Here is an 18,531-nt window from a genome sequence, read left to right on the forward strand (position 1 = left end):
CGCGCAGGGGATTTCATAGATGGGCAAAGGCTTTCGCGGGTCCGCCGGCTCTGCCATAACCGCGGCGATGTCGGATCGCCTGCCCATTGACGATGCCCTGCCGGCGCTGCGCGAGGCGCTGGCCGCGCATGGCCGCGCGGTTCTGGTGGCACCGCCGGGGGCGGGCAAGACGACGCGGGTGCCGCTGGCGCTGATGGATCGGGTCGCCGGCCGGATCGTGATGCTGGAGCCCCGCCGGCTGGCGGCGCGGGCCGCAGCCGAGCGGCTGGCCGAGGGGCTGGGCGAGAAGGTCGGCGCCCGCGTCGGCTATCGCATCCGCGGCGAGGCGGTGCCGGGCAGCCGGATCGAGGTCGTGACCGAAGGCATCCTGACGCGGATGATCCAGTCCGACCCCTCGCTGGAGGGCATCGGTTGCGTGATCTTCGATGAATTTCACGAGCGCAGCCTGAATGCCGATCTGGGGCTGGCGCTGGTCTGGGAGGCGCGTGGCGCGCTGCGCGAGGATCTGGCGGTGCTGGTGATGTCGGCGACGCTGGAGGCCGAGCCGGTGGCGGTGCTGCTGGACGGCGCGCCGGTGGTGCGCTCCGAGGGGCGGGCCTATCCGGTCGAGACCCGCTGGCTGGACCGGCCCCTGCCGGCAGGCGCGCGGCTGGTCGATGAGGCCGTGCGGCTGATCCTGGAGGCCGAGGCGGACACCCGTGACACCGGCGGCACGCTGCTGGCGTTTCTGCCCGGCGAGGGCGAGATCCGGCGGGCGATGGCGCGGCTTGCGGCCAGCGATTGCGAGGTGCTGCCGCTTTACGGCGCGCTGGACGCGAAGGCGCAGCGGGCGGCGCTGGCGCCGCCGGGGGCGCGGCGGCGGATCGTGCTGGCCACCTCGATCGCCGAGACCTCGCTGACCATCCCCGGGGTGCGGGTGGTGGTCGATGCCGGGCGCGCGCGGCGGGCGCGGTTCGACCCCGGCAGCGGCATGTCGCGACTGGTGACCGAGCGGGTCAGCCGCGCCGAGGCCGATCAGCGGCGTGGCCGCGCCGGGCGGGTGGCGCCGGGGATATGCTATCGGATGTGGGCGCGGGCCGAGGAGGGGGCCCTGCCCGGATTCGCGCCGCCCGAGATCATGGTGGCCGATCTGGCCGGCCTGGCGCTGGAGCTGGCGGCCTGGGGGGCGTCGCCCGCGGATCTGGCCTTCCTGACGCCGCCGCCCGAGGCCGGGCTGAGCGAGGCCCGGGCGCTGCTGTCGGATCTGGGTGCGCTGGATGATGCGGGACGGACCACCGACCACGGCAGGGCACTGGCCCGGCTACCCATGCATCCCCGGCTGGGGCATATGCTGCTGTCCGCCGGCCCCGCCGCCGCCCCGATCGCCGCGCTGCTGTCCGAGCGCGACCCCATGCGCGGCGCACCCGCCGATCTGGCGTTGCGGGTGGCGGCGCTGCGCGATCCGAAGGGGTTTGCCGCCCTGCACGGGGTCGAGATCGACCGCGCGGCGATCCAGAGGCTGCGCGATGAAAGCCGCAGGTTGCGCCGCCTGGTTGCGTCCCGCGACGGCGGGGGGGCTGTCTGCCCCCCCGTGCCCCCCCGAGGATATTTTCCTGAAGAAGAACGGGATATCGACCTGTCGGTGGGGGCGATGGTGTCGCTGGCCTATCCCGACAGGATCGGGTTGCGGCGCCCGGGCGATGAGGCGCGCTTTGTCCTCTCGGGCGGCAAGGGGGCGGTGCTGGAGGCCAGCGATCCGCTGGCCGGGCAGCGGCTGATCGTGGCGGTGGATCTGGATGGCGACAGCCGCGAGGCGCGGGTGCGGATGGCGGCGGCACTGGATGAGGCGGATCTGCGGGCGCTTCATGGCGGGCGGATCCGGAGGCTGGCCATCTGCGAATGGTCACGGCGCGAGGGGCGGGTGCTGGCCCGGCGGCAGGAGCGGTTCGGGGCCGTGATCCTGTCGGACAGGGCCTGGGCGGAGGTGCCGGAAGAGGCCGTCGCCCGGGCGGCGCTGGAGGGGTTGCGGCAGGACGGCCTGCCCTGGACGCCGGCTGCCGCGCGCCTGCGGGCCCGGATCGCGCTGGTCGAGGGGTTGGGCCCGGTGGATGACGCGCGCCTTCTGGCCGATGGCGACTGGTTGCTGCCCTGGCTGGGGCGGGTGCGGGCGCTTGCCGATCTGCGCGGGCTGGATCTGGTCGAGCCGCTGAAGGCGCGGATCGGCTGGGACGGGCAGCAGCGGCTGGCCGCCGAGGTGCCGGCGCATTTCACCACGCCGCTGGGGCGCAGGGTGCCGATCGACTACGATCACGAGACGCCGTCGATCGAGCTGCGCCTGCAGGAGCTGTTCGGGGTCACCAGCCATCCCGTCGTGGGCGGGCGGCCCCTGCGGATCAGCCTGCTGTCGCCGGGCGGGAAGCCGGTGCAGGTGACCACCGATCTGCCCGGTTTCTGGCGCACTTCCTATGCCGAGGTCAGGAAGGAGATGCGCGGCCGCTATCCCCGCCATCCATGGCCGGAGGATCCGGGCGAAGCCGATCCGACGATGCGGGCGAAGCCGCGGGGCAGTTGAGGCGGGCGTTTCTCGCGCGTCGTGTTTTCCCCCGGCTCTGCGGCTTCGGGCGGCGGAAAATCCGGCTGTTCCGGACCTGCACCGGGGAGACACAGGCTGTACACCGCTGCGCGTGGCGGGGGCACCGGCCTGGGCCTGGAAGTCAGTTGACCGTTGCCGGGGGCGAGGCGTAATCTTGGGCCATGACCACATCGTTTCTGTCCCGCATGCCGGGGTCCGCCCGGCCGACTGGCGCGGTGGCGCGCAGCCGCCGTGGCGGGGTTTGGCATGACCCGGACGCGAGCGGCACGGGGGTGCCATCTGCCGCGCTGGACCGGCTGAAGGGGCTCGCGGCGCGCAGTCCCGCGGTCGCCAGGGTGCAGCTTCTGCAGCGGCTGGCCGACCAGTCGGCCCGTGCCCTTCCGGGCAAGGGCGTGGTGCAGCGCGCGCCCGTCAAGGTTTCGGGCGGGGTCTTCAAGGACGATCAGTACGAGCCCTACAAGGACGGCAGCACGACGGTCGGTCTGGGCGGAGCGGCCGCAGCCGCCACCTCGGTCGGGGCCTCGATGGGCAAGCTGTCCTTCACCCCGTCGCCGGACCTGGACGCGCAGGAGGTGCATCTTGTCCAGATCGTCCGCGAGAGGCGGGGTGCGGCACCCGTCGATCCGGGCGAGCGGCAGGGCAATCTGGGTTTCGGCGAACGGCAGGTGCCGAAGGGTGACCATGCGGGCTGGGGAATCGATGCCGAAACCCACGCGCCCGCATCGCTTGGCCTCTTTCGCATCGGAGAGGCGCGGAAGGGCCATCCGGAAGCCTATGACAAGCTGGTCGATGATCTCTATCACAAGCGCCGCAGCGACCAGCCGGCGGTTCCGCTGACCAGCCGCGATCCGCGCTATGCGCAGCAAAGACTGTCGGCCGCGACGCCCGCCTATGCGCCGTCAAGCCCGCCCACCACCGGGCATACGGGCTATGCGGCGGTTCGCGCGGGCGGCGAGACGGTGGTGACGAAGCAGACCGCGAAGGGCTTCGAGAAGGTCAAGCTGCAGGATGCCCATGGCGCCCCCCTGCTGAAATGGGTGCCGCCGGCGGCGGTGCTGCGGGATCAGCCGGCGGCGCCGATCGCCTCGAACCTTCTGGGCATGGAGTTCGAGGTGACCGCCCTGGCGACCGGCGGGGCGATGAACGACAAGTATCTGGGCTCGGTCAGTTGGGGCTGGACGCGCGCGGTGGGCGGCCGCGAGGCGAAGCTGCTGCCGCTGAGCCTGGTGTCGATGGGGGACCCGAGCGCGGCCTTCGCCGCGGCGGCCGAACACTGGAACGCGCTGACCGTCGAGGGGGCGCCGCTGATGCCTTTGCCGGTGCCGGATCACACCGATTGACAGGCGCCCGGATCCGTCAGTCGATGCTGCGGATCAGCTTCTTGTCCAGGACCTTCAGCACCTGCGGCAGATCGTGGCCGCGCTTGAGGATGCGGCCGTCCATGCCGATCACCGCATAGGCGCCCTGAACCGTGCGCAGCCTCGGGCGTTTCTCGATCCGGTAGAGCGGGTGTTCGGTGGCGCGGCGGAAAACGCTGAAGATGGCGGCATCGCGCAGGAACGACATGGCATAGTCCCGCCATTCGCCCGCGGCCACGAAACGGCCATAGACCGAAAGGATCGCCGCCAGTTCCTTCCGGTCGAAGACCACGCGGTCGGGATCGGCGTGAAAGGGCGGGGCGGCGTTCATCATGACGGGATGGTGACATCGCGCCGATGCCAAATCAATCTGAAAACCGCCCGCGGCGGTCCCGCGGCCGGCCATCCGTCGCGGGGCGCATCGCCCTCAGTCCTCGGAAATCAACCGGTGCCGCGGCGGATAGAACTGCCGCGCGAAGGACACCGGGGTGGCATCGCTCCAGTTGGTGCGCTCGATCGTCAGCACCGGGGTGCCGTTCGGAACCTGCAGGTTGCGGGCGCAGTCGCCGGTCGCGCCTTCGGCCAGGATCGAGAACCGGCCATGGGTCAGCGGCACGTTGCGCGCCAGCCACTCATGCGCGGGCTGGGCTTCGACGGCCTCGCGCGACAGCGGCGGCAGGGACCTGGGGTTGAGCCAGATCGCCTCGCAGCAATGCGGCAGGCCATTGGCCAGATATTGCGCCTTGATCAGGATCAGTTCGTCGTTCGGGCCGACCTGAAGGGCGTGCATCGCCGCGTCGGTCGGCAGGGACTGTTCATAGCCGGTCAGGCGATAGCCATAGCCGGCGCCGAGGGCCTCGATCTCGTCGCGGATCACCGGCATTTCCAGCGTGGTCCGGCGTGACGGCGTCGTGGTCACGCGGGTGCCGACCTTCCGCCGGCGTTCGATGATGCCGCTGTCGGCCAGTTCGCGCAGCGCCCGGTTCACGGTCGCGCGCGCGCAGCCCAGCTGAACCGCAAGCTGCTGTTCGGTCGGGATCAGTTCACCGGGGGGCCATTCGCGTGACCGGATACGCTCCATCACCTCGGCGCGGACCGATTGCCAGGTGTTCATGCGCCGGCTCGTCCGCTCGGGAGTGGCAGGCCGCAACGAGCGGGCGACCTTGCTTGGCAGTTTCGTCATGGTTACTCAAACTCGGAATCTTTTACCTTCTCCAAGTATCGGGCGGCGCCCCGGATCTGGGAACCTGTCGAAATAGGCAAAATGGGGTATTTCGGCAGAGACCTGTTCTTAAAGACAATTCTTGTATCGTTCTGGTTGTGTCGATTGAGCATTCTCAATTTGTCTGCACAGTGCTAATTGCACGATGAGCAAGGAAACGATTTCAGGGCGGAAGGTCGATGGCGGTGGATCGGCAGGGCGTCACTTCGGATATCGCGGCGGATATGGGCACGGCCGGAACGATGCGGGCCGCGACGACCGCCTGGCCGGTGCTGATCGCCATCAGCATGTGCCACATGGTCAATGACGTGATGCAGTCGATGCTGGCGGCGATCTATCCGCTGCTCAGGGCCGAATTCGCGCTGAGTTATGCCCAGATCGGGATCATGACCTTCGCCTTCCAGGTGACGGCCTCGCTGTTGCAGCCGCTGATCGGTGCCGCGACCGACCGCCATCCGCAGCCGCGCTCGCTGTCGCTGGGCATGGCCTCGACCTTCTGCGGGGTGCTGCTGCTGGCCTTCGCGCCGCAATACGGGCTGCTGCTGGCCGGGGCGATGATGATCGGCATCGGCTCGGCGGTGTTCCATCCCGAAAGTTCGCGCGTGGCCCGGCTGGCCTCGGGCGGGCGTTTCGGCACGGCGCAGTCGCTGTTCCAGATGGGCGGCAATTTCGGGCAGTCGCTGGGGCCGCTGCTGGCGGCCTTCATCGTCGTGCCGCTGGGCCGGCCGGCGGTGGCCTGGTTCGCGGTAGCCGCGGCGCTTGGCGTGGCGACGCTGTGGCAGGTGGGCACTTGGGCCGAGGGCCGCCGCCGCGCCCATGCCGCCCGGCGCGAGACCGGCCCTTCGCTGCCGCGCGGGGTGGTGATCCGCGCCATCGTGGTGCTGGCGCTGCTGACCTTTACCAAGAACATCTACAACGCCGCGATGAACAGCTATTTCACCTTCTTCACCATCGAGAAGTTCGGTCTGGGGCCGCAGGGGGCGCAGATCATGCTGTTCCTGTTCCTCGCCGGCATGGCCGGGGGGGTGATGCTGGGCGGGATCGTCGGCGACCGGATCGGGCCGTTGCGGGTGATCTGGTTCTCGATCCTCGGCGTGCTGCCCTTCACGCTGCTTCTGCCGCATGTTGGGCTGGTGGCGACCGGGGCGCTGGCGGTGGTGATCGGGCTGATCCTCGCCTCGGCCTTCCCGGCCATCGTCGTCTTTGCGCAGGAACTGGTGCCGGGCCGGACCGGCATGATCGCCGGGCTGTTCTTCGGCTTCGCCTTCGGCATGGGTGGAATCTCCGCCGCCGCCCTGGGCGTGCTGGCCGATGCCAAGGGGATCGAGACGGTGTTCCTGCTCTGCTCGTTCCTGCCGGTGCTGGGGATCCTGACGATCTTCCTGCCGCGGCCGAACAGGTTGCGGGGGATGTGATCGTGGCGCCGGCGTTGAAACTGTCTTAACCGCGGCCGCCGCATTGACCTGTCGACGCGGGCGCCGTCCCGCGCTAGATGGCTGGATGGCAGGCAGGAGGAGCCCCCATGACCACGATCCGCGTCGAACCGATCACCGCCGAGGCTTTCGCCCCCTATGGCGAGGTGCTGGCCCCCAAGGCCGCCGCTGACAAGATGATCAACGAGGGCCGCTGCGAGCGGCACCATGCCCTGGCCACGGTCGAGCGGCATGGCGGCGAGGCGATCATCTCGATCTTCCGCTCGGAACCGGTCAGCCTGCCCTATGCCTGCACATTGCTGGAGCGTCATCCGCTGGGCTCGCAGGCCTTCATGCCGATGGGCCCGGATCAATGGCTGTCGGTGGTGGCCCCCGACGAGGGCGGCAAGCCCGGTGAGCCGCGCGCCTTTCTGGTGCCGGCGGGCACCGGCGTGAACCTGCGCGCCGGGGTCTGGCACGGGGTGCTGACGCCGCTGGACCGGCCGGCCGATTTCCTGGTCGTCGACCGCGCGGGCGAGGGCGCGAACCTTGAAGAGGTTCGCATTTCCGCTGTAACCATCACCGCGTGAGCGGACCGGATTTCAGTTTCGAGAGCGCCGCGCTGGCGCGTGGCGCCCGGCGCGTCGCCGGGGTCGATGAGGTCGGGCGCGGGCCGCTGGCCGGGCCGGTGACGGCGGCGGCGGTGGTTCTGGTGCCCGGCGACATCCCCGAGGGCCTGAACGATTCCAAGAAGCTGAGCGCGCCGCGCCGCGAGGCGCTGGCCGGGTGGATCATGGCGCATTGCGACTGGGCGGTGGCCCATGTCGGCGTGGCCGAGATCGACGCCCTGAACATCCATCACGCCGCCCATCTGGCCATGTGCCGCGCCATCGCCGGGCTGCGCCAGCCGCCCGGCCATGTGCTGGTTGACGGCAATCGCCTTCCGCGCGACCTGAACCTGTCCGCCGAGGCGGTGGTCAAGGGCGACGCCCGCTGTCTCAGCATCGCCGCCGCCTCGATCGTCGCCAAGGTGTTGCGCGATCGCATCATGGTGGATTTGGCGCAACAGCATCCCGGCTATGGCTGGGAGGCGAATGCCGGCTATCCGACTGCGGTCCATAAACAGGCGCTGCTAGATCTGGGTGTGACCCCTCATCATAGGCGTTCGTTCCGGCCCATCCACAATATCTTGTGTAAAGACTGATCTACAAGCCGTTGATTCAAAAAAGAAATTGACGGCGAATCGCCTCTGACTCATCCTTGGGCACAGCAGATCGGCCCGAAGCCGGCAGTTCCAGAGGCAGAGATGACGAAGATCAAAGACCAGCGCGCGGCCACCGCGCGGCCCCTTCCGCTGAACCAGATTCTGGCCGGCGACTGTATCGAGACCATGCTTGCGCTGCCCGAAGGCAGCGTCGATCTGATCTTTGCCGATCCGCCCTATAACCTGCAACTAAAGGGCGATCTGCACCGCCCCGACAATTCCAAGGTCGATGCGGTGGACGATCACTGGGACCAGTTCTCGGGCTTCGCCGCCTATGACCGGTTCACGCGCGACTGGCTGGCCGCCGCGCGCCGGTTGCTGAAACCCGACGGGGCGATCTGGGTGATCGGCAGCTATCACAACATCTTCCGCGTCGGCGCCGAGCTGCAGAACCAAGGCTTCTGGATCATGAACGACGTGATCTGGCGCAAGTCGAACCCGATGCCGAATTTCCGAGGCAAGCGGCTGACCAATGCGCATGAGACGATGATCTGGGCGTCGAAATCCGAAAGCTCGAAATATACTTTCAACTACGAGGCGCTGAAATCGCTGAACGAGGGCGTGCAGATGCGCTCGGACTGGGTGATCCCGATCTGCAATGGCGGCGAGCGGCTGAAAGACGCGCAGGGCGAGAAGGCGCATCCGACCCAGAAGCCCGAGGCGCTGCTGCATCGCGTCATCGTCGGCACCACCAATCCGGGCGATGTGGTGCTGGATCCGTTCTTCGGCACCGGCACGACCGGCGCGGTCGCCAAGATGCTGGGCCGCGACTTCATCGGCATCGAGCGCGAGGCCGCCTATCGCGAGGTGGCCGAGAAACGCCTGTCGCGCATCCGCCGCTTTGACGCCGAGGCCATCGCCACCACCAAGGCCAAGCGGGCCGAGCCGCGCGTGCCCTTCGGTCAGGTGATCGAACGCGGCATGCTGCGCCCGGGCGAGGAACTGTATTCGATCGGCAGCCGCCACAAGGCCAAGGTCCGAGCCGATGGCAGCCTGATCGGCAATGACGTCAAGGGCTCGATCCACCAGGTCGGCGCGGCGCTGGAGGGCGCGCCCTCGTGCAATGGCTGGACCTATTGGCATTTCCGGCGCGAGGGCAAGATGATCCCCATCGACATCCTGCGCCAGCAGATCCGCGCCGAGATGGAGGGCGAGGTTTCCCGTCCCAACTGATCCGACACCGGTTTCGCCGTAGTCCTGCCGCCAGCCGCGCGGCCGGGACCGCCTTGCCCCGCCATGTCCGCATGGCGGGGCCTTTTCATGACCGGGTGCGCGTGCATATGTCTGTCACCATGTCACATCCCTATTCAGACCTTCCCCCTTCCGCCTTCTGGCGCCCGGCAGTGGCGCGGATGCGCGCCGACAGGCTGGAACGGCTTTACGACCCCAAGTTCCGGCTGACGGTCAACAGCGCTGTCGCGACCGCCGGCAGCTGTTTCGCTCAGCATCTGGGCCGCGCCCTGCGCCGCGCCGGTCTGGCGGTGCTGGATGCCGAGCCGGCGCCGCCGGGTCTGGGGGCCGATTTCCTGCAGGGGCATGGCTTCAATCTCTATTCCGGGCGTTACGGGAATATCTACACCGCGCGGCAGATGCTGCAGCTGCTGGAGGAGGTGGTGCTCGGCCGGCCCGACCCGGCGCAGGTCTGGGAACGGGACGGGCGCTGGTACGATGCGCTGCGCCCCGGCGTGGATCCCGGGGGGCTGGACAGCGCCGAGGAGGTGCTGGCGATCCGGCTGGGGCATCTGCAGCGGCTGGCGCCGATGCTGGCCAGCGCCGATGTGCTGGTCTTCACGCTGGGCCTGACCGAGGCCTGGCGCTGCCGCCGCAGCGGGCGGGTCTATCCGACCTGTCCGGGGGTCATCGCCGGCAGCTTTGATCCCGGGCGGCATGAATTCGTGAACTTCACCTATCCGGAGGTGACCGAGGATCTGCACCGGCTGCGCCGCGTGCTGCATGGCTTCAACCCGGCGATGCGGCTTCTGCTGACCGTCTCGCCGGTGCCGCTGGCGGCCAGTGCGACGGGCGGGCATGTCCTGCCCGCGACGCAATATTCCAAGGCGACGCTGCGCGCGGCTGCCGGCGATTTCGCCTCGGCCTATGCGGATGTGGACTATTTCCCGTCCTACGAGATCGTGACCAACCCCGCGGCGCGGGGCGGATTCTTCGCCGGGGATCTGCGGCAGGTGACGCCCGCGGGTGTGGCGGCGGTCATGCGGGTCTTCCTCGCAGCCCACGGGTTGAAGGGCCGGAAGGCCGCCGAGGTGGCGGCAGAGGATGCCGAGGAACTGATCTGCGAAGAGGCGCTGCTGGAGGCGTTCCAGCGATGAGTGCCGCCCGCCTCCGCCTGCTATTCATCGGCAATTCGCATATCGGCGCGCCGCGGCTGGCCTATGCCGCCGATCCCCTGCGCTGGCCGGATTGGGAGATCGACTTTCTGGGCATGCTGGGCGGGAATTTCGCCCGGCTCGACCTGGTCGGCGGCGCGCTGGTGCCGACGAACGAGAAACTGGCGGCCGAGATGCAGTATTACAACATGGTGCGCCGGCTGGAGGTCGGGGGCTATGACGCATTCGCCATTGTCGGTGGCCTGGGCTGGACCGGGATGGCGGCGCTCTGTGCGGCGCATCGCAGCCTTGGTTTTCCCTCGGTCATGGCCGGCGCGACCGGGGTTCAGTTGGTCGGGCGGCAGTTTCTTGACGCGGCGCTGCGCGAACGCTTTCGGAAATCGGCGGCCGGGCGGCTGCGGCAACGGCTGGACAGCCTCGGCAAGCCGGTGCTGATCCTGCCCGAGCCGATGCCATCGGCGGAATGCACGGCGGCGCGGGCGAGATACGCAGCCTATGTCGATATGGTCGAGCGCGGCGATGCGCAGTTCTGGCGCGACTGGTTCCGGCGCTGCGCCGAGGCCGAACTGGGTCGCGCCGCGCAGGTGCTGTTCTGGCCCGAGGCGGCCGCGATCGCCGGGGCCTATACCCGGCCCGAACTGATGCGCGGGGCGATGCGGCTGACGCCGCACCGCGACCAGCCGCAGCCCGAGACCGATTTCGCCCATGGGAACGCCGGATACGGGGCAATGATGATGGATCAGATCATGGCGGCGCTGCCGCGCTGAAGCGGCGTTATGGCGCGTTGCGCGGCAGCGGCAGGTCGCCCTTGTCATAGGCCGACCAGTCGCTGATGCCGGGATAGAACCGCCGCCGCCACGCCCGCACGCGCGGGTTCATCCGCCGTCGCCACAGGGGCGGCACCATCGCCACGAAGGTCATCGCCGGATAGCCCATCGGCAGTTGCGGCGCCTCGTCCGCGCCATAGGTCTGCAGCAGCGGAAAGCGGCGGTCGGGCTTGTAATGGTGGTCGGAATGGCGCTGCAGGTTGATCAGCAGCCAGTTCGAGGCGGTATGGCCGGCGTTCCAGCTGTGCCGGGGCATGATATGCTCATAGCGGCCATCGCCCAGATGGCGGCGCGTCAGGCCGTAATGTTCGACATAGTTGGTCAGTTCCAGCTGCCAGATGGCGCCGAAAGCCTGAAAGACGAACAGCAGCAGCCCCTGCGTCCCGCCGAGGATCAGCGCCAGCGCCAGCATCCCCAGTTGCAGCCCGGCGTAGCGCCAGAACGGGTTGCGCCGGTCCCACGGCCCGCGCCCGGCCCGCGCCAGCATCCGCGTCTCGGCCCGCCAGGCGCTGCGCGGACAATCCCGCATGACCCGGCGGAAGAAGCGATAGAAACCCTCGTTATAGCGGGCCGAGACCGCATCGCGCGGTGTCCCGACCCAGGCATGATGGACCAGCAGATGTTCGCTGCGGAAATGCGAATAGAGGACCGATGCCAGCAGGAGATCACCCAGCCAGCGTTCCAGCGGCGATTTCTGGTGCAGCAACTCATGCGCATAGACGATGCCGATGGTGCCCGACAGCACGCCGATGCCGAAGAACAGCCCCAGCTTTTCCAGACCCGACAGGTGCCCGGACTGGGTGACATACCAGATCGTGCCGAAGATCGCGGCGAATTGCAGCGGGAACCAGATGATGGTGACGGCCCGGTGCCAGAACAGCCGCCCGGTGGCGATGTCGGGGGCGGGGTTTTGTTCGTTCAGCCCCAGAACGCCGTCCAGCGCCATGGTCAGATACCAGGCGTAACCGGGCAGCAGCAGCCACCAGAGACCGCCCCGCATGGCCGCCAGTGCCACCAGCGGCAGCATCAGGACCGACATCCAGAAGGGGGCGGCGGGCGGCAATCTGCTGAAACGGTCGCTCATGGCCGCGATGTTACGCCGCGATCTCGGGGCGCGCCATATCCCAGACCTTGCGCATCAGCCCCGGCAGGGCGTCACGGTCGATTTGCCGCAGCGGCACCAGCGCGCCGCGTTCGGGATTGCCGGTCAGATCGCCCAGCATCACCCGCAGGGACAGGTTGAAATGGGTGAAGACATGGCGCACCTCGCCCAGTTCGCGCCACTGGGCCGCGCCCGGTGGCGGCAGTTCGCGCCCGTCCCACCCGGTCGAGGGGAAGGCCAGCGTGCCGCCCAGCAACCCTTTGGCCGGGCGCTGTTCCAGCAGCAGCGACTGGCCGTGGCGGGCGACCCAGGCGATGCCACGGCGTTCGGGCCGCGGGGCTTTCGGAGCCTTGCGCGGCAGATCGGCGGCGATGCCGCGCGCGCGGGCGTCGCAATCGGCGATCAGCGGGCAGATGCCGCAGGCCGGGCTGCGCGGGGTGCAGATGGTCGCGCCCAGATCCATCATCGCCTGCGCGTAATCGCCGGGCCTCTTGCGCGGGGTCAGGGTCTCGGCCAGCGCCGTCAGTTCGGCTTTCGCGGCCGGAAGGGCAGTCTCGACCGCAAAGAGCCGCGCCACGACCCGCTCGACATTGCCATCGACCACGGTTTCGGGCTGGTCATGGGCGATCGCGGCGATGGCCGCCGAGGTATAGGGACCGATGCCGGGCAGGGCGCGCAGCCCGGTGCGCGTGTCGGGAAAGCCGCCCGTCTCGGCCACCTTGCGGGCGCAGGCCAGCAGGTTGCGGGCGCGGGCGTAATAGCCAAGGCCCGCCCATTCGGCCATGACCCGCGCATCCTCGGCCGCGGCCAGATCCTCGATCCGCGGCCATAGCGTGGTGAAGCGGATGAAATAGTCTTTCACCGCTGCCACGGTGGTCTGTTGCAGCATCACCTCGGACAGCCAGACGCGATAGGGATCGGCCCGGCCCGTGCCGGGCGGCAGCCGCCAGGGCAGCACCCGCGCATGGCGGTCATACCAGGCCAGAATCACGGGCGCGATCACCTTGTCGTCACGCAATTTTCAGCCTCCGTTGCCCGCAGCGCGCTTTCATCCGGCCACCGGGCTGATTAAGGATATGAGGGTGATAACCGATCAGGCAAAGATGGCACAGAGGCCCGACAGGACGACCAGCCCGCCCCGCCGCCGCCGGCGCGGCTTCGAGGCAGCGGCCTCGCTGTTGGGCGAGCGGGTGCAGAAGGCCGCCGAAGGGCGCGGCTTCGCGGTCTCGCGGCTCTTGACCCATTGGCCCGAGATCGCCGGCGAGGATCTGGCCCGCGTGACCCGCCCGGTCCGCGTCAGCCACAGCCGCGGCAGTTTCGGCGCGACGCTGACCCTGCTGACCACCGGGCCGATGGCGCCGATGGTCGAGATGCAGCTGCCGCAGCTGCGCGAGCGGGTGAATGCCTGCTATGGCTATAACGCCATCCAGAAGATCACGCTGACCCAGACCGCCGCCAGCGGCTTTGCCGAGGGTCAGGCGCAGTTTGCCCCGGCTCCGCGCCGGGCGCCCGCAGCCGACCCGCAGGCCGAGGCCGAGGCGCGCGCGGTGGCGGCGCAGTTCGACGACGGCGCGCTGGCCGAGGCCATGGCCCGGCTGGCGCTCAATCTCTCATCCCGAAGGAACCGAAAGGACAATCCATGCTGATCCGCTCTGCCGCCATCGCCCTGACCCTCGGGCTGGCCGCGCCCGCCCTCGCTCAGGATGCCCCGGCGGCTGATGCTGCGACCGAGGCCACCGAGGTCCAGATCCTGCCCGATATCGCGATGGGGGCCGAGGACGCGCCGCTGACGCTGATCGAATATGCCAGCTTTACCTGCGGGCATTGCGCGAATTTCTATGAACAGAACTGGCCCAAGCTGAAGGCCGAATATGTCGATACCGGAAAGGTCCGGTTCATCCAGCGCGATGTCTATTTTGATCAGGTCGGGCTGTGGGCGGGGATCCTTGCGCGCTGTGGTGGCGACGACAAGTATTTCGCCGTCTCGGACATGCTTCTGGGCGAGCAGAAGAAATGGCTGGGCGGTGGTTCGGGCGACGAGATCGCCGCCGGGCTGCGCAAGATCGGCCTCAAGGCCGGCATGACCGAAGAGCAGATGACCGCCTGCTGGGACGACAGCGCCAAGGCCGAACAGCTGATCGCGACCTTCCAGAAGAACGCGACCACCGATCAGATCGAGGCCACGCCGACCTTCATCATTGGCGGCGAGAAGGTGATGAACCAGCCCTGGGACGACATGAAGGCCATCATCGAGGCCAAGCTGGCCGCGGCGCCGGCGGGCCAGTAAGGCCCCGGTGGGAACCGGCACCGGGGCGGGGCGCGTGCGCCTTGCCCCGGTGATCCTCGATCCTACCCAAATGTTGGTGTTGGCGCTTTCGGTCAAGCCGACTAGATTTGCCCCGTTGCGCGAACCCGCGCCTTAACCACAGGGGCAAAAAAGTATCATGCTTAAGGAATTTCGAGAGTTCATTGCCCGCGGCAATGTCATGGACATGGCCGTCGGGATCATTATCGGGGCCGCTTTCACGGCCATCGTCACCTCGCTGGTGGACGACCTGATCAACCCGATCATCGGTCTCATCACCGGCGGGATCGATTTTTCGAACAAATATGTCGTCATGTCCGGCACGGTGCCCGACGGCGCCGGCCTGCAGGTGGCGCGCGATTCGGGGGCGGCCATCTTCGCCTATGGCTCGTTCCTCATGGCGGTGCTGAACTTCCTGATCGTGGCCTGGGTGGTGTTCATTCTGGTCAAGTCCGTCAACCGGATGAAGGAAGCGGCGATCGGGAAGGAAGAGGTGGTTGAAGCTGCCCCCGCCGGCCCCAGCCAGGAGGAACTGCTGTCCCAGATCCGCGACCTTCTGGCCGCCCGCGCCTGAGCGCCTGCGTCAGCACGAAACATGCGGCGCGCCCGGCAGGGCGCGCCGTTTTCGTTTCACCTGTGGGAAAGGGATTTCAGCCGGCCAGCAGCTGATCGGGCGAGATTGCCTCGATCGCCAGTGCCTCGCCCACCGGCAACGAGGTCAGCCGGCCCTCATGCGTGGACAGGCCGGCGCGCAGATGCGGATCGTCGCTGACCGCCCGCCGCCAGCCCTTGTCGGCCAGCGCCAGCAGGAAGGGCAGGGTGGCGTTCCCCAGAGCCTGGGTCGAGGTGCGCGCCACCGCGCCGGGCATGTTGGCCACACAGTAATGCACCACGCCATCGACCTCGTAGACCGGATCCTGATGGGTGGTCGGACGCGAGGTCTCGAAGCAGCCGCCCTGATCGATGGCGACATCGACCAGAACCGCGCCCTGCGGCATGGTGGACAACTGATCGCGCGACACCAGTTTCGGCGCGGCGGCGCCCGGGATCAGCACGGCGCCGATGACCATGTCGGCGGTCTGGATCCGCTCGGCCGTGGCCGAGGCGCTGGAAAACTGGGTGGTCAGCCGGCCCATGAACACATCGTCCAGATAGGACAGGCGCGGCACCGAACGGTCCATGACGGTGACATTCGCGCCCATGCCCACCGCCACCCGTGCCGCCGCGGTTCCCACAACCCCGCCGCCGATGATGACGACATTGGCCGGCCGCACGCCCGGCACCCCGCCCAAGAGCACGCCGCGCCCGCCATTGGCCTTCTGCAGCGCCCATGAACCGACCTGCGGCGCCAGCCGCCCCGCGACTTCGGACATGGGTGCCAGCAGCGGCAGGCCGCCACGGGCGTCGGTGACGGTTTCATAGGCGATGGCGGTGACGCCCGAGGCCAGCAGGTCGCGGGTCTGGTCGGGATCCGGCGCCAGATGCAGATAGGTGAACAGCACCTGGCCTTGGCGCAGCATCTGGCGCTCGGGCGCCTGCGGTTCCTTGACCTTGACGATCAGGTCCGACGTCCCGAAAACCGTGGCAGCGTCGGGCGCGATCCCGGCGCCGGCGGCCTGATAATCCTCGTCCGTGAAGCCGGATCCAAGGCCCGCGCCGGTTTCGACCAGAACCTCATGGCCGCGCAGGAGCGCCTCGGCGGCGGCGGCGGGCGTCAGCCCGACCCGGAATTCCTGCGGCTTGATCTCTTTCGGGCAACCGATCCTTGTCATTTTTCCCCTCCCTTTTCCTTATGATATCAGTGTGCCAGCCAAATGCCGCAATGTGTTGCGAAGCTGCCGGTTGGCGCAACCCCGGGATCGAAGAAATTTCTGGTGCGGGTGCCTGCGATCGAAGATCATCCCGCCATGGCCGAACTTGACGCAATAGACCGCCGGATCCTTGCCCTGCTTCAGAAGGAGGGGCGAATCAGCAATGCCGAACTGGCGGTCAGAGTGCATCTGTCGCCCTCGGCCTGTCACCGGCGGGTGCAGCGGCTGGAAGAGGCCGGGGTGATCTCGGGCTATGTCGCGCTGCTGAACGCGCGGGCGCTGCGGCGCCAGACCACGGTCTTCGTCGAGATCACCCTGTCGGGGCAGGCCGATGAGTTGCTGGAGGCTTTCGAGCGCGGCGTGCGCGCGATCCCGGACGTGCTGGAATGTCACCTGATGGCCGGCACGGCGGATTACCTGCTGAAGATCGTGGTCGAGGATACCGACGATTTCGCGCGCATCCACCGCCAGCATCTGGCCCGCCTGCCCGGCGTGGCGCAGATGCATTCCAGTTTCGCGCTGCGCACCGTGTTCCGGACCACGGCGATCCCGGTGTGATCGGCTGTGGTCGGGGACGGCTGCTTTCAAGTTGCCCGGTCAGGCATCCGCGCGCTTGGGATCGAAGACCCGGCAGAAATGCCGCTGAACGATCCAGTCGGGATGGGTATTTGCCCAGTCCGCCACCAGGAACTGTGCGCTGGTCATGCACTGGAGCAGCGAAAGATCGGTCAACAGCCGTTCTTCGGTTCTGCAATCGCCGGGGTCTCCGGCCAGACATGCGATCAACACGAACTCGATCATGATGGCCTCCTGTCCGACGCGACATGGACGGGCCAGAGGCCTTCCGTTCCGGTGGGTTTCCGGCCGCGCCGTCGCCGGCTGGCGGCGGCAGCGTTGCCCGGCGCTGCACGGGCGCGTAAAAGCTGGGTCATCATCCTCTCCGATTGGCTGGTCTTGTCTGGCTGGTCTTGCGAGACTTGTGGGTATTCGGGTCAACAGGCTACAATTCGGGCGAGAGCGGCGTCTTGAAACGAAACTGAAATTTCGTGAAAGCCATCTGAAGTTTCGTGAAAGCCGCTTGGCCGCCGGGGAGGGTTTCACATGGGAATGATCGATGTCGGCGAGGCGCGGTTCGACAGCGACAGCCGCGTGCTGAGGCGTCTGTCGGGGGAAGAGCACACGCTGAGACCGCAGGCCGCTCAGGTCCTGGTCGAACTGGCCAGATCATCGGGAAAGGTTGTGTCCAAGCGTGACCTGATGGACGCGATCTGGGGCGATATCGCCGTCACCGAAAGCAGCCTGACGCAATGCGTGGCCGATATTCGCCGCGCGCTTGGCGATGACGACCGCCGGATCCTGCAGACGCATCCGAAATCCGGCTATCGGCTGGTCGTGCCCGGCGGGATCGCGGCCGCGCATGAGGCGGCACCGGTCGAACCGCTTGACGATGAGCCGATCCGCTTTGCCACCTCGGCGGATGGCGTGAGGCTGGCATGGACGGCGTCGGGGTCAGGCCCACCCATGCTCAAGGCGCCAAGCTGGATCTCGAATATCGAGATGGAGGCGCAGAGCCTGATCTTCAGCCGGTTCTACCGCTGGCTGGGCGAGCGGGTCCGCCTGATCCGTTTCGACCAGCGCGGCACCAGCATGTCGGACCGCGTCGAGGGCGTCCTGAGTATCGACGACATGGTCGAGGACATGCGTGCGGTGGCCGATGCGGCGGGCGTCGAGCGGTTCTTCCTGTTTGGCCCGTCGCAGGGCGCGGCCTTCGCCATCGCCTTCGCGCGCAAATACCCCGAGCGCGTCATCGGCATCGTCGGACGGGGCGGTTTCGGCCGTGGATGGCTGGTCAGCGGCGACGAGGCCGAGGTCCGGAAATACGAAGGCAGCAAGGCGTTGATCCTTGCCGGCTGGAACGACCCCAATCCCGAATACCGGCGGTTTTTCACCGCCCGCCTCATTCCCGACTGCGGCGCGGCGGCTGCGCGCGAATTCGACGAGATGCAGCGTCGGGCTTGCGACGCGGCCGCGATCCTCGCCAATCTGGAACTCATGGTCGGCATCGATATCGAGGATCTGGCGGGAACGGTCGCGACGCCCGCGCTTCTGCTGCACTCGCGGGGCGATCGTTCGGTCGCCGCCGAGGAGGGACGGCGACTGGCCGCCCTGATGCCGAATGCCGAATTCGTCCTGCTTGACGACGACAATCACATCTTCCTGCCCGGCACGGCGGGCTTCGATCAGGCCACCCGCGCCATCGACCGGTTTCTGCATCGGATCGGGCCGGCGGTCCTGAACTGACCCGGGCCGCCC

General features: G+C 68.2%; 19 protein-coding genes. 13 read left to right on the forward strand and 6 right to left on the reverse strand.

From position 1 onward, the window contains the following. Nucleotides 1-67 precede the first annotated feature (67 nt). The gene (gene hrpB, locus KNW02_RS00130; protein WP_216031459.1) at nt 68-2,551 is read left to right on the forward strand and encodes an ATP-dependent helicase HrpB; all 2,484 of its coding nucleotides are present in this window, start codon (nt 68-70) and stop codon (nt 2,549-2,551) included. A gap of 182 nt (nt 2,552-2,733) precedes the next feature. Then, complete coding sequence (locus KNW02_RS00135) at nt 2,734-3,912, forward strand: hypothetical protein (protein ID WP_216031224.1); 1,179 nt, start codon at nt 2,734-2,736, stop codon at nt 3,910-3,912. A 16-nt stretch (nt 3,913-3,928) separates the two neighbouring features. Here KNW02_RS00135 and KNW02_RS00140 read toward each other — a convergent pair whose 3' ends face one another. Beyond that, nucleotides 3,929-4,261 (reverse strand): DUF2794 domain-containing protein, encoded by a 333-nt coding sequence (locus KNW02_RS00140; RefSeq protein WP_216031460.1) that lies wholly within the window; start codon nt 4,259-4,261, stop codon nt 3,929-3,931. 96 nt (nt 4,262-4,357) lie between these two features. Next, nucleotides 4,358-5,044, reverse strand: coding sequence for a histidine utilization transcriptional repressor HutC (gene hutC, locus KNW02_RS00145; RefSeq protein ID WP_216031225.1), 687 nt, complete (start codon nt 5,042-5,044; stop codon nt 4,358-4,360). 287 nt (nt 5,045-5,331) lie between these two features. Between hutC and KNW02_RS00150 the strand changes: the two genes are divergently transcribed. The 6 genes from KNW02_RS00150 (at nt 5,332) to KNW02_RS00175 (ending at nt 10,940) form a co-directional block, all read left to right on the forward strand. Beyond that, nucleotides 5,332-6,567, forward strand: a complete 1,236-nt coding sequence (locus KNW02_RS00150) for an MFS transporter (RefSeq protein WP_431356723.1) — start codon at nt 5,332-5,334, stop codon at nt 6,565-6,567. 107 nt (nt 6,568-6,674) lie between these two features. Beyond that, a complete protein-coding gene (locus KNW02_RS00155) occupies nt 6,675-7,154 on the forward strand; it encodes an ureidoglycolate lyase (RefSeq protein WP_216031226.1) in 480 nt (159 codons plus the stop codon). Beyond that, complete coding sequence (rnhB, locus tag KNW02_RS00160) at nt 7,151-7,768, forward strand: ribonuclease HII (RefSeq protein WP_216031227.1); 618 nt, start codon at nt 7,151-7,153, stop codon at nt 7,766-7,768. The genes KNW02_RS00155 and rnhB overlap by 4 nt, the downstream gene beginning before the upstream one ends. Before the next feature lie 102 nt (nt 7,769-7,870). Continuing rightward, nucleotides 7,871-9,001, forward strand: a complete 1,131-nt coding sequence (locus KNW02_RS00165) for a site-specific DNA-methyltransferase (RefSeq protein ID WP_216031228.1) — start codon at nt 7,871-7,873, stop codon at nt 8,999-9,001. A 119-nt stretch (nt 9,002-9,120) separates the two neighbouring features. Further along, the gene (locus KNW02_RS00170) at nt 9,121-10,155 is read left to right on the forward strand and encodes a GSCFA domain-containing protein (protein WP_216031229.1); all 1,035 of its coding nucleotides are present in this window, start codon (nt 9,121-9,123) and stop codon (nt 10,153-10,155) included. Continuing rightward, nucleotides 10,152-10,940, forward strand: a complete 789-nt coding sequence (locus KNW02_RS00175) for a hypothetical protein (RefSeq protein WP_216031230.1) — start codon at nt 10,152-10,154, stop codon at nt 10,938-10,940. The genes KNW02_RS00170 and KNW02_RS00175 overlap by 4 nt, the downstream gene beginning before the upstream one ends. A 7-nt stretch (nt 10,941-10,947) precedes the next feature. Here KNW02_RS00175 and KNW02_RS00180 read toward each other — a convergent pair whose 3' ends face one another. Next, the gene (locus KNW02_RS00180; protein WP_216031231.1) at nt 10,948-12,084 is read right to left on the reverse strand and encodes an alkane 1-monooxygenase; all 1,137 of its coding nucleotides are present in this window, start codon (nt 12,082-12,084) and stop codon (nt 10,948-10,950) included. A 10-nt stretch (nt 12,085-12,094) separates the two neighbouring features. Beyond that, complete coding sequence (locus tag KNW02_RS00185) at nt 12,095-13,120, reverse strand: A/G-specific adenine glycosylase (RefSeq protein WP_252733312.1); 1,026 nt, start codon at nt 13,118-13,120, stop codon at nt 12,095-12,097. A gap of 85 nt (nt 13,121-13,205) precedes the next feature. On the opposite strand from KNW02_RS00185, the gene KNW02_RS00190 reads away from it, so the two are divergent. The 3 genes from KNW02_RS00190 to mscL all read left to right on the forward strand — a co-directional run bounded on the left by KNW02_RS00190 (nt 13,206) and on the right by mscL (nt 14,981). Further along, on the forward strand, nt 13,206-13,748 hold the full coding sequence (locus KNW02_RS00190) for a DUF721 domain-containing protein (protein ID WP_216031232.1): 543 nt from the start codon (nt 13,206-13,208) through the stop codon (nt 13,746-13,748). Further along, nucleotides 13,742-14,389, forward strand: a complete 648-nt coding sequence (locus KNW02_RS00195; RefSeq protein WP_216031233.1) for a DsbA family protein — start codon at nt 13,742-13,744, stop codon at nt 14,387-14,389. The genes KNW02_RS00190 and KNW02_RS00195 overlap by 7 nt, the downstream gene beginning before the upstream one ends. A gap of 157 nt (nt 14,390-14,546) precedes the next feature. Continuing rightward, nucleotides 14,547-14,981, forward strand: coding sequence for a large conductance mechanosensitive channel protein MscL (mscL, locus tag KNW02_RS00200; RefSeq protein WP_216031234.1), 435 nt, complete (start codon nt 14,547-14,549; stop codon nt 14,979-14,981). A 76-nt stretch (nt 14,982-15,057) separates the two neighbouring features. On the opposite strand, the gene ald is transcribed toward mscL, so the two are convergent. Beyond that, nucleotides 15,058-16,179: an alanine dehydrogenase gene (ald, locus tag KNW02_RS00205; RefSeq protein ID WP_216031235.1), complete on the reverse strand. Its 1,122-nt coding sequence runs from the start codon at nt 16,177-16,179 to the stop codon at nt 15,058-15,060. A gap of 135 nt (nt 16,180-16,314) precedes the next feature. Between ald and KNW02_RS00210 the strand changes: the two genes are divergently transcribed. Further along, the gene (locus tag KNW02_RS00210) at nt 16,315-16,776 is read left to right on the forward strand and encodes an Lrp/AsnC family transcriptional regulator (protein WP_216031236.1); all 462 of its coding nucleotides are present in this window, start codon (nt 16,315-16,317) and stop codon (nt 16,774-16,776) included. A 39-nt stretch (nt 16,777-16,815) separates the two neighbouring features. On the opposite strand, the gene KNW02_RS00215 is transcribed toward KNW02_RS00210, so the two are convergent. After that, nucleotides 16,816-17,019 (reverse strand): hypothetical protein, encoded by a 204-nt coding sequence (locus KNW02_RS00215; protein ID WP_216031237.1) that lies wholly within the window; start codon nt 17,017-17,019, stop codon nt 16,816-16,818. A gap of 300 nt (nt 17,020-17,319) precedes the next feature. Here KNW02_RS00215 and KNW02_RS00220 point away from each other — a divergent pair, with 300 nt between their 5' ends. After that, a complete protein-coding gene (locus tag KNW02_RS00220) occupies nt 17,320-18,519 on the forward strand; it encodes an alpha/beta hydrolase (RefSeq protein WP_216031238.1) in 1,200 nt (399 codons plus the stop codon). The last annotated feature ends 12 nt before the right edge of the window (nt 18,520-18,531 follow it).

This window comes from Paracoccus marinaquae (assembly GCF_018860165.1).
Taxonomy (GTDB): Bacteria; Pseudomonadota; Alphaproteobacteria; order Rhodobacterales; family Rhodobacteraceae; genus Paracoccus; species Paracoccus marinaquae.